This is a genomic window from uncultured Zoogloea sp. (assembly GCF_937894855.1).
Taxonomy (GTDB): Bacteria; Pseudomonadota; Gammaproteobacteria; order Burkholderiales; family Rhodocyclaceae; genus Zoogloea; species Zoogloea oryzae.
Genome location: NZ_CALAYQ010000184.1, coordinates 1 through 10,197, shown reverse-complemented (window position 1 = coordinate 10,197; position 10,197 = coordinate 1). Strand labels below are relative to the sequence as shown.

Annotated in this window: 6 protein-coding genes; 1 reads left to right on the top strand and 5 read right to left on the bottom strand. The window is 68.5% G+C overall.

The window, feature by feature from the left end:
- Positions 1-1,099: Tex-like N-terminal domain-containing protein (locus tag Q0672_RS20215; protein ID WP_298625170.1), on the bottom strand; the 1,099-nt coding region annotated here is incomplete at its 3' end.
- Between the two features lie 183 nt (positions 1,100-1,282).
- Between Q0672_RS20215 and Q0672_RS20210 the strand changes: the two genes are divergently transcribed.
- Positions 1,283-2,521, top strand: a complete 1,239-nt coding sequence (locus Q0672_RS20210) for a hypothetical protein (RefSeq protein WP_298625168.1) — start codon at positions 1,283-1,285, stop codon at positions 2,519-2,521.
- Between the two features lie 86 nt (positions 2,522-2,607).
- Here the strand turns inward: Q0672_RS20210 and Q0672_RS20205 are convergent, their stop codons facing one another.
- From Q0672_RS20205 to Q0672_RS20190, 4 genes are all read right to left on the bottom strand, one after another.
- Entirely contained in the window at positions 2,608-3,456 is an 849-nt protein-coding gene (locus Q0672_RS20205) for a D-hexose-6-phosphate mutarotase (protein ID WP_298625166.1), read from the bottom strand.
- Positions 3,457-3,490: 34 nt separating this feature from the next.
- Positions 3,491-4,087, bottom strand: a complete 597-nt coding sequence (locus Q0672_RS20200) for a DNA-3-methyladenine glycosylase I (RefSeq protein ID WP_298625164.1) — start codon at positions 4,085-4,087, stop codon at positions 3,491-3,493.
- On the bottom strand, positions 4,087-6,774 hold the full coding sequence (locus Q0672_RS20195) for a bifunctional acetate--CoA ligase family protein/GNAT family N-acetyltransferase (RefSeq protein ID WP_298625162.1): 2,688 nt from the start codon (positions 6,772-6,774) through the stop codon (positions 4,087-4,089). The genes Q0672_RS20200 and Q0672_RS20195 overlap by 1 nt, the downstream gene beginning before the upstream one ends.
- 248 nt (positions 6,775-7,022) lie before the next feature.
- Positions 7,023-9,941, bottom strand: coding sequence for a PAS domain S-box protein (locus Q0672_RS20190; protein ID WP_298625161.1), 2,919 nt, complete (start codon positions 9,939-9,941; stop codon positions 7,023-7,025).
- Between the last annotated feature and the right edge of the window lie 256 nt (positions 9,942-10,197).

The following is a 10,197-nucleotide window of genomic DNA, read 5'->3' as shown; positions in this document are numbered from 1 at the left end:
GGCGGGGTTCGTGGGGGTAGATCACGCCGGTGTCGAGGAGCTTGCCGGTCTGGTCCACCACCGCCACCTTCACGCCGGTGCGCAGGCCCGGGTCGAGGCCCAGGGTGGCGCGGGGGCCGGCGGGGGCGGCCAGCAGCAGATCCTTCAGGTTACGGCCAAACACGCGGATGGCTTCTTCCTCGGCCTGCTCGCGCAGGTTGCCCAGGAGTTCAAGCTCCAGGTGCAGGGAGATCTTGACGCTCCAGGCCCAGCGCACGGTTTCGCGCAGCCAGAAATCCGCCGGGCGGCCCTGATCCTTGATGCCGAAGCGGCCGGCGATGCGCGCCTCGCAGGGGTTGGGGCCGGGGGCGGAGCCGTCGGTGGGGTCGGAATCCAGCGCCAGCTGCAGGCGCAGGAAGCCTTCGTTGCGGCCGCGGAAGAGGGCCAGCGCCCGGTGCGACGGCACGGTGGAGATCGCCTCGCGGAAGTCGAACCAGTCGCGGAACTTGGCGGCGTTGGGATCGTTTTCCTTGTCTGCGATGACGGTGGAGGCCACCACGCCGTGATCGGCCAGGTAATCACGCAGGGTGCCCAGCAGCTCGGCGTCTTCGGCAAAGCGCTCCATCAAAATCTGGCGGGCGCCGTCGAGCACCGCGCGGGTGTCGGCAAAGCCGGCTTCGGCGTTGATGTAGCTGGCGGCCTCGGTTTCGGGCGTCAGGGTCGGGTCGGCCAGCAGGGCGTCGGCCAGCGGGGCGATGCCGGCTTCGCGGGCGATCTGGGCCTTGGTGCGGCGCTTCTGCTTGAAGGGCAGGTAAAGATCCTCGAGGCGCTGCTTGGTTTCGGCGTTCTCGATGGCATCGCGCAGGGCCGGGTCGAGCTTGCCCTGTTCGTCGATGCTCGCGATCACCGCGGCGCGGCGTTCTTCAAGCTCGCGCAGGTAGCCCAGGCGCTCTTCGAGGTTGCGCAGCTGGGTGTCGTCCAGGCCGCCGGTGACTTCCTTCCGGTAACGGGCCACGAAGGGCACGGTCGCGCCTTCGTCAAGAAGCTGGACCGCCGCAGAAACCTGGCGGGGTTGTACACCTAACTCGGCGGCAATGCGTTGTTCGATCGGCAGAAGCATGGACGGTTGCTGGCGTGGAAAAAGGGCGCATGGTGCAGAAACCCGGCCGCCGCCGCAAGCCCGTCGCCCGACAACTTTCCGGTAGAATTCGCCGATTATTCGTGCCGTGGGCACTCCCCACCCGTGCACGCCCCGCCGGCCGTCGGATTCGACGTGCCCGGCCTCGCAGGAGATACACACCCAATGAACCCCCTATTCGCTACGCTGGCAGCGGTGGCGTTCGGTCTGATGGTGGTTGGAGGCGATGCCTCTGCCGCGCCGCAGCCCGCGCACCCGGCCAAGGCCGCAAAGCCTGCCGCGTCCAAGCCGGCCCCCAAGCCGGTCGCCCAGAAACCCGTTGCACAGAAGCCTGCTGGCAAGCCGGTGGCCCAGAAGGCCAAGCCGGCGCCCAAGGCCGTTGCCACCCGCGCACCGGCCGCCAAGCCGGTGGTGACCAAGGCGGCGCCGCCCGCACGTGGTGGCCGCGCCGCGCCGGTGGTTGCCGCCAAGGCTGCGCCGCAGAAGGCCGCACCGGTTGCCCGGGGTGCCGCCCGCCAGGCGCCGGTGGTGACGCAGAAGAACAATGGCCGCAACGCGCCGGTCGTCGCCCGCGGTGGCCGCAACGGGGCGCCGACCCCGGCGCCGGTGGTGCGTGGTCGCGCGCCGGCCGTTGTCGCCGCGCCGGCCCGTCCTCAGCCGCAGCTTGAAGCGCCCCGTCCGGTGGTGCGTTCCGAAAGACCGCCGGTCCCGGCCAGTGGCGGCATCGGTCGTGAAGCCTTCACGCCCACCGCGCCCCCGCTGCCCCGTGCTCAGGCGCTGCGCCAGCTCCAGGCGCCCCCGCCGGCCGCGCCCACGGGCCGTCAGACGGTGGTGATCCCGCCGCCGGTGGCCGCTGCGGCACCGGCTGCCATCCAGCCGCCGCAACTGCGCCCGGCCACCGAGCTGCCCAAGCCCGCGCCGGTGCGCCCGGTTGCGCCGATGGCGGGCAATTCGAGCCTGTCGGCAGCCGAAGCCGCCGCTGCTGCGGCTGCCGCCATCGCCGTGCCGCGCGTGGCCGAGCCGGCGCCCGCGCCGGTGGCTGCTGCGCCTGCCGCTGCGCCCGTGGCCCCGGCGCCGCAACCGGCCCCGGTAGCGTCCAGCCCGTCTGCGCCGCCGCTGGCAGCGCCCACCGCGCCGCCCCAGCGCCCCGCCCGTGGCGTGGCCCGGGCCTACGCGATGGATGGCGCCACCTTCTATCAGAGCGGTCGCAAGTACCGGGTGCAGGGGCTGGATGCCCGTGATCCCGGCATGAGCTCCGAGCACGCCACCCAGCGGCTGCAGCGCGCGCTGGACGCGGGCAACCTGACCGTCGAGCCGGTCGAGGTGGACCCGTCCGGCCATACGGTTGCCGTCGTGCGCGTGAATGGCCGCAACGTGGCCGACACCGTGCGGGGTGCCAACTGAGCGTGCAATGAACAACGGCCCTTTGTGGGCCGTCTGCTCGGAATGAACAACGGGGCCTTGCGGCCCCGTTTGTTTTTTGTCTGCCCTTACATGGCGACGAGGGACTGGCGACCCCACCAGTCGGCGCCCGGGGCGAGCTCGATGGGCTCGCGCACCGCGGCGGCCTCGACGCACAGCATCCGGCGGAAGCCGTCGGCCGGCATGTCGGCGAGTTTGGCGCACTTGTCCACCCACGGGTTCCACACCACCACGTCGGGGAAGTTCTCGGCGTGGATGCCCATCGCGCGGTCGTCCTCGCGCACCAGGATGGTGGCCGGGGCCTGGTGGTAGATGCGGTCGATCTCGTCGTCGACCATCACGCCGACGCCGGTTTCCTTCTTGAGCGTGCCGCCGTCGGCGGTGTCGGTGTAATCGAGCCCGCGCAGGCCTTCGATGCGCAGGGATTCCACTTCGCGCACCTTGAGGTAGGTGTGCAGCGCGGCGGTGAAGCTGAAGGGCGCATCGCCGGTGTTGGCGATTTCCAGCTCCATGTCGAGCCGGCCGCCGCCGATGGAGATGCTCATCTCGGCGGCAAAGGCGTGGGGCCACAGGGCGCGGGTGTCGGCGTCGTCTTCGAGGCGCAGGGTGACGACCACGTAATCTTTGCCGGCGCGCTGGTTGGCGAGCGACCACAGGCGGTTGCGGGCAAAGCCGTGGGCCTTGAGCGGGCCGCGGCCGGCAAACTGCGGAAAGCACACCGGCACGCCGCCGCGGATGGCGGTCTGGCCGTCGAACACGGCGTTGGGGCTGAGGTAGAGGCGGTCTTCGCCGCCGGCGGGCGTCCACGACAGCACCTGCGCGCCGTGGAGGCTGACGAGGGCGACGGCGCCGTCGGGCGTCTGCAGCTTGAGGACGGGCTGGCCGTGGAGTTCGGCCGTTTCGATCTGGTCGGTCATGGTTCTGCGGGGCCCTGCCTGGGCCCGGGAGAGGTTACTGAGGACGCGATGATAACGCGGCCACTTCGGTGTGGCGGAAGCAGTCGGTGGTGTGATCGTTCACCAGCCCGGCGGCTTGCATGAAGGCGTAGCAGATGGTGGAGCCGACGAAGCGGAAGCCGCGCTGCTTGAGGGCCTTGCTGAGGGTGTCGGACAGCGCCGTGCGGGCCGGCACGCCGGCCAGGGTGGCGGGCGAGTTGATGATCGGCTGGCCATCCACGAAACGCCACAGCCACGCGTCGAAGCTGCCGAACTCGGCCTGGATGGCGAGAAAGGCGCGGGCGTTGTCGATGGTGGAGGAGATCTTGAGGCGGTTGCGGACGATGCCCGGGTTGGCCATCAGCCGCGCCTGGTCGGCGTCGGTGAAGCGGGCGACGACGGCCGGGTCGAAGCCGGCGAAGGCTTCACGGTAGCCTTCGCGCTTTTTGAGGACGGTGATCCACGACAGCCCGGCCTGGGCGCCTTCGAGGGTGAGCAGCTCGAAGAGCGCCCGGTCGTCGTGGAGCGGCACGCCCCATTCGGTGTCGTGGTAGGCCTGGTACAGGGGATCGGCCCCGCACCAGGCGCACCGCACGAGAGGCGTGTCAGCCATCAGCCTTGCAGGTTGAGGATGCCGTGCTTGACGGTGTTGTCCTCGGGGTCGTTGGAGAGCACGAAGCCCAGGCTGGCGACGAACTTGAGCATGCGCTCGTTGTTCGACAGGAAGATGCCGGTCATGGCGTGCAGTCCGCGGGCGCGGGCGGTCTCGATGAGCACGCCCATCAGCCGGCGGGCGAGGCCGCGGTGCTGCCAGTCTTCGGCCACGACGATGGCGAACTCGCAGGTCTCGCCGTCGGGGTTGACCGCGTAGCGGGCCACGCCGATCTCCTCCTCGACACCATCCTCTTCGATGATCGCCACGAAGGCCATTTCGCGGTCGTAGTCGATCTGGGTGAGGCGGGCCACCATCGCCGGGGGCAGTTCGCGCATCGTGTTCATGAAGCGCAGGTACTTGGTTTCGGGCGACAGCTTGCGGACGAACTCGACTTCGAGCTCGGCATCTTCGGGCTTGATCGGGCGGACGGTGATGTCGCCTTCGGGCATCGAGATGCGGGTGATGAGGTGCGACGGGTAGGGGTGGATCGCCATGTGGTCGTAGCGATCGGCCGTCGGGGCGATGTTGTCCACCACGATGCGGGCATCCACCGCCACGGCGCCGTGTTCGTCGACGATCAGCGGGTTGATGTCCATCTCGCGGATCCACGGGAGTTCGCAGACCATTTCGGAGATGCGCAGCAGCACGAACTCCAGCGACTCCATGTTGATCGGCAGCATGTTGCGGTATTCGCCGAGCAGGGTGGCCACGCGGGTGGACTTGATCAGATCCTGCACCAGATAGCTGTTGAGCGGCGGCAGGGCGACGGCGCGGTCGGCCTGGATCTCGACGTGGGCGCCGCCTTCACCGAAGGTGATCACCGGCCCGAAGATCGGGTCGCGGAAGGCGCCGACCATGAGCTCGCGCCCATAGGGCTTGACGACCATCGGCTCGATGGCGACGCCGTTGACGATGGCGTCGGGGCGCTTGCGCTTCACGTCCTCGAGGATTTCCTGGTAGGCGGAGCGCACCGCGGCGAGGCCGTTGAGGTGGAGCCGCACGCCGCCGGTGTCGGCCTTGTGGGTGATCGACGGGGAGTCGATCTTCATGGCCACCGGCAAGCCGAGCTCTTCGGCGAGCACCATGGCTTCGGTGGCGGAGCGGGCGACGACGGTTTGCGCGATGGGAATGCGGAAGGCCGCCAGCAGGGCCTTGGATTCCATCTCGTTGAGGTTCTTGCGGCGCTCGGAGAGGGCGGTCTCGATGACCAGCCGGGCGCTCTCGACGGACGGCGGGTTGAGATCCGACGACAGGGACGACGGCGTCTGGACCAGCAGCTTCTGATTGCGGTAGTAGGCCGAGATGTGGCCGAAGAGCTCGACGGCGGGTTCCGGCGTGCGGAAGGTGGGGATGCCGGCGGCTTCGAAGATGTGGCGGCCTTCGCGGACCTGCTCTTCACCCATCCAGCAGGTGAACACGGGCTTGTCGGCGTTGCGTTCGACGTCGATGATCTGCTGGGCGACTTCGGTGGGCGAGCTCATGGCCTGCGGGCAGAGCATGGTGAGCACGCCTTCGACGTTCTCGTCGGCGAGGACGATTTCGAGCGTCTTGCGGTAACGCTCGGCGTCCGCGTCGCCGATGATGTCGATCGGGTTGGTGTGCGACCAGGTGGGCGGCAGGATCTCGTTGAGCTTGGCGACGGTGGCGTCGGACAGGGTGGCGAGGGGAATGCGCAGGTCGGCGGCACGGTCGGCAGCCATCACGCCCGGCCCGCCGCCGTTGGTGATGATGGCGAGGCGGTTGCCGCGCGGACGGAAGTGCGAGAACAGCGCGTTGGCGGCAGCGAACAGCTGGCCGAGGTTGTACAGGCGGATCACGCCGGCGCGGCGCAGGGCGGCGTCGAACACCGCGTCTTCGCCCACCATTGCGCCCGAGTGCAGCAGCGCGGCGTGGGAGCCGACCGGGTGGCGGCCGACCTTGATCAGCAGCACCGGCTTGACGCGGGCGGCGGCGCGCAGGGCGCTCACGAAGCGGCGCGCGTCCTTGATGCCTTCGACGTACAGGAAGATGCTTTCGGTGCGGGAATCCGACACCATGTATTCGAGGACTTCACCGAAGTCGATGTCCACCGAGGTGCCCAGCGAAACCACCGACGAGAAGCCGACGTTGTTGGGGCGCGCCCAGTCGAGGATCGCCGAACAGAGGGCGCCGGACTGGGAGATGAGGCCGATGGAGCCCTTGGTGGCGCCGCCGTGGGCGAAGCTGGCGTTGAGGCCGAGCTCGGGGCGCAGCACGCCCAGACAGTTGGGGCCGAGCAGGCGGATGCGGTGACGGCGGGCGTTCTCGATGGTGTTCTTCTCGAGCATCTTGCCGCGGGGGCCGGCGTCGGAAAAGCCGGACGGGATCACGACCACCGACTTGGTGCCAGCGCGGCCACAGGCGTCGACGATGGCCGGCACGCGGTCAGCCTTGGTGGTGATGATCGCGAGGTCGAGCCGCTGGGGGATGTCCTCGACGCTCTTGTAGCAGGGGACGCCCAGGACTTCTTCGTATTTGGGATTGACGGCGAACAACTTGCCCTTGAACCCCGCCTCCAGCATGTTGCGGACAACCACGTTGCCGAGGGAGTTTTCGCGCTCGGTGGCGCCGATGACGGCCACGGACCGGGGTTCGAAGAGGGGGGTGAGGTAGTGTCGTTCGTTCATGATGGATGCTCGGTTAGTGCAATTCGGTTGGTCTGCTGGGGCGACCATGACCCTTGCCGTAGCCGCGGATATTCTTATCGTCAGTTAACAGACGAATTTTAACCCGCAAGAATGCTGCCGGATATTGGTAAAAGTGCCGATGTATTGCGATGCACAACATTAGTTGTGACTTATATCAACGCTTTTGAATTCAGGCTGTTGCGTAGCAGCAACGGTTTGGCTGCCGCACAACACCCGGAGGTGCCGGATCAGTGGCAGAGCGTGAAGAAGAAGCTGGCGCCCTGGTTGGGGGTCGACTGGGCCCAGACGCGCCCTTCGTGGCGCTGGATGACGCGCTGGACGGTGGCGAGGCCGATGCCGGTGCCGGCAAATTCGCTGATGCCGTGCAGGCGGTGGAAGGGGAGGAACAGCTTGGAGGCGAAGGTCATGTCGAAGCCCGCGCCGTTGTCGGAGACGCAATAGACGATCTGCCGGTCGCGCATCTCGGCGTGGAAGCGGATCTGCGCCACGTCGCGGCGGCTGGTGAACTTCCAGGCGTTGCGCAGCAGGTTTTCGAGCGCCACGCGAATCAGCGCCCGGTCGGCTGCGGCGACGAGGTTGGGCTCGACGTGGATCTCGATGGCGCGTTCCGGGTCTTCCTGGCGCAGCTCGTTGAGGATCTGTTCGACGATCTGGCTGAGGTTCACCTGCTCGCGCTTCATGGCCTGGCGGGTGAGGCGGGCCAGGTCGATCAGGTCGTCGATGAGGCGCGCCATCTTCTGGGTGGCGATGCGGATGCGGTGGAGGTATTCGCGGCCGGTTTCGTCCAGGCGCGGGGCGTAGTCCTCGGCGACAATCTGGGCGAAGCCGTCGATGGCCCGGAGCGGCGCCCGCAAGTCGTGGGACACGGAATACGAGAAGGCTTCGAGCTCGCGGTTGGAGGCTTCGAGCTCGGCGGTGCGCACCCGTACGCGGGCTTCGAGCTCAAGGTTGAGGTTGCGCTGGGACTGCTCGGCTTCCTTGCGGGCGGTGATGTCGTCCAGCGTGCCGGAGCTGCCCACCACGTGATCGTAGGTGTCGCGCAGGGGGCGGATGGTGGCCTCGACCCAGCGCAGGCCCTCGGAGTGGGTGCGCAGGCGGAACTCGAACTGGGCGATGTCCTCGTAGCCTTCGCGGATGCTGCGCAGGTGCTGCTCGACCCGGCTGCGGTCTTCGTCGGCGACGAAATCCAGCAGGCTCTGGCCGATGGACAGCCGGCCGTCGAAACCGGTGGTGTGGCGCCAGGCCCGGTTGAGGAAGGTCACGCGGCCTTCGCCGTCGGTCTGGAAGAGGATCTCGTTGACCGACTCGACCACGTCCCGGTACATGGCGCGGCTCTCGCGCAGCACCTGCTCGGCCGACAGCCAGCGGGCCACGTCACGCAATACATAAAGCACCGCCGGCTGGCCGTCGAAGCGCATCCGCACGCCGGTGGCCTCGGCGTTGATGCATTCGCCGTCGAGGCGCTGGTAGCGCAGGGGCAGCGGGGCGAGGCCGGTCTGCTCGGGGTTGGCGGCAAACTGCTGGAGCCGCGCGGCTTCCATCGCCCGGTCGTCGGGATGGACCAGCGAGAGCATTGCCACGCCTTCGAGTGCGCGGGTGTCGTCGGCGGCAAACAGGCGGCGGCTGGCGGCGTTGGAAAGATGAATGCGCCCATCGATGCACACCAGGGTGGCCTCGGGTGAGAGCTCGAACAGCTGGCGGTAGCGCTCCTCGCCCGCGCGGCGGGTGTCGAGGGTGTCGCGCACTGCGGAGATGTCCTCGACGACCACCGCGAAGGACGGCGGCGTGTCGTCGCGGCCGGGGATCAGCCGGACGGATTCGCGGCACCACAGCATGCTGTCGTTGGCGCAGTGGTAGCGCACGTCGCGGCTGTAGTGGTCGATCTCGCCCGTCAGGCAGCGGGCGCGCAGGGCCTTGCCGGCGGCGGCGTCCTCGGTGCTCATCACGGCGTCGAGGCCGGCCCCGGCGAGGGCTTCGGCCGGCTGGCCCAGGAAGGCGGCGAGGGCGGCATTGACCTGCAGCCAGCGGTCATCCACCGAGATCCGCCCGACATTGGCCGGCACGTGCTCGAAGAGGGCGCGGAACAGGGCTTCGTCCCGCTGCAGCTGCTCGCGGGCGACGACGCGGTCGGTGATGTTGCGGGTGGTGCCGCAGTAGCCGGCGAACACGCCCCGGTTGTCGAACACCGGAATCCCCGATTCACTCAGCCAGATCGCCCGGCCGTTGCGGTCGCGGCGGCAGAACACCAGGTTGGAGAACGGCTCGATCTGCTTGAGCTGCGCAATGTGCTCGGCCCACGGGGCTTCGTCCGGGGATTCGCCGGGCAGCTCCCAGCGGCGGTTGCCGATGGCGTCCTCGGCGGCCAGGTCGGCCAGGTGGCCGGAGCTGGCGGTGATCGCGGTGTAGCGCAGGTTGGCGTCCTGCTCCCAGTAGCCGTCGGTGCTGTAGGCGATGAGGGCGTGGATGCGCTCTTCGTTGCGTTCGAGGTTGGCCGACAGGCGGGCCCGGTCGGTGACCTCGCGGCCGATGCCCCGGTAGCCCTGGAACTGGCCGGCGGAATCGAAGATCGGCCGGCCGCGCAGTTCAAGGTAGCGCACCTCACCCGTCGCACTGCGGCGCGTGAGCGTGACGGCGATCGGTCCGTGCCGGCCCAGGCTTTCCTGGTGGGCGATGGCGAAATCGGGCGGCAGCTCGGGGACGATCACCTCTTCCCAGCTGCGGCCGATGGTGTCGGGCGGGATGATGCTGGGCGGGGTCGGGGCATCGGGCACCGGCACGAAGCGCAGCGTGGCGTCGGTTTCCCATGGCCAGTCGGAGGCGATCTCGACGAAATCCCGCCAAGGGGTGGTTGGCACGCCCGGCGGCATGGGGCGGGGCGGCATCGCCGACAGCGGTGGCGCACCCGAGACCGACAGGGGCGCTGGCGCCGGCGGCGGCACGGGGCGTGGGCGGGAGATCCGGCCGAGGAGCAGGCCGGCTGCCAGCCCGCCGCCGGCCACCAATAGATAAGGCAGGGAAGTCTGGATGCTGAAGTCGCCCGCCTCGCCCGCGGCGGCAAGAACGACGGGCGCGTAGGCGCCTCCCGCAGCGAGCAGAAAGGGGAGGGCTGCCCGACGGAGCAGCGGAGAGGCGGGACGGAAGAGCATCAATACATATTATCTGCGCCACGAATGCATTTTTCGCAGCCCAACTCGCCATCGAGCATGCGGCGTGACACGGAGTGTGTAAAATTTCTCTAAACGGCTATCAGGCACGGACCGGCTGCCGCGGCAGTGGTTCAGAAGCGTTTCAGAAAATTTTTTGATTTTCTGTTTGACTGATAGGAAGAGGCTATGTATTATTCGCGCCTCTCGGGGTGTAGCGCAGTCCGGTAGCGCGCTTGCTTTGGGAGCAAGATGTCGG

Coding starts and splice junctions, on each gene's coding strand:
- Q0672_RS20190 (WP_298625161.1), bottom strand. CDS start 9,941: ATGCTCTTCCGTCCCGCCTCTCCGCTGCTCCGTCGGGCAGCCCTCCCC.
- Q0672_RS20200 (WP_298625164.1), bottom strand. CDS start 4,087: ATGGCTGACACGCCTCTCGTGCGGTGCGCCTGGTGCGGGGCCGATCCC.
- Q0672_RS20205 (WP_298625166.1), bottom strand. CDS start 3,456: ATGACCGACCAGATCGAAACGGCCGAACTCCACGGCCAGCCCGTCCTC.
- Q0672_RS20210 (WP_298625168.1), top strand. CDS start 1,283: ATGAACCCCCTATTCGCTACGCTGGCAGCGGTGGCGTTCGGTCTGATG.
- Q0672_RS20195 (WP_298625162.1), bottom strand. CDS start 6,774: ATGAACGAACGACACTACCTCACCCCCCTCTTCGAACCCCGGTCCGTG.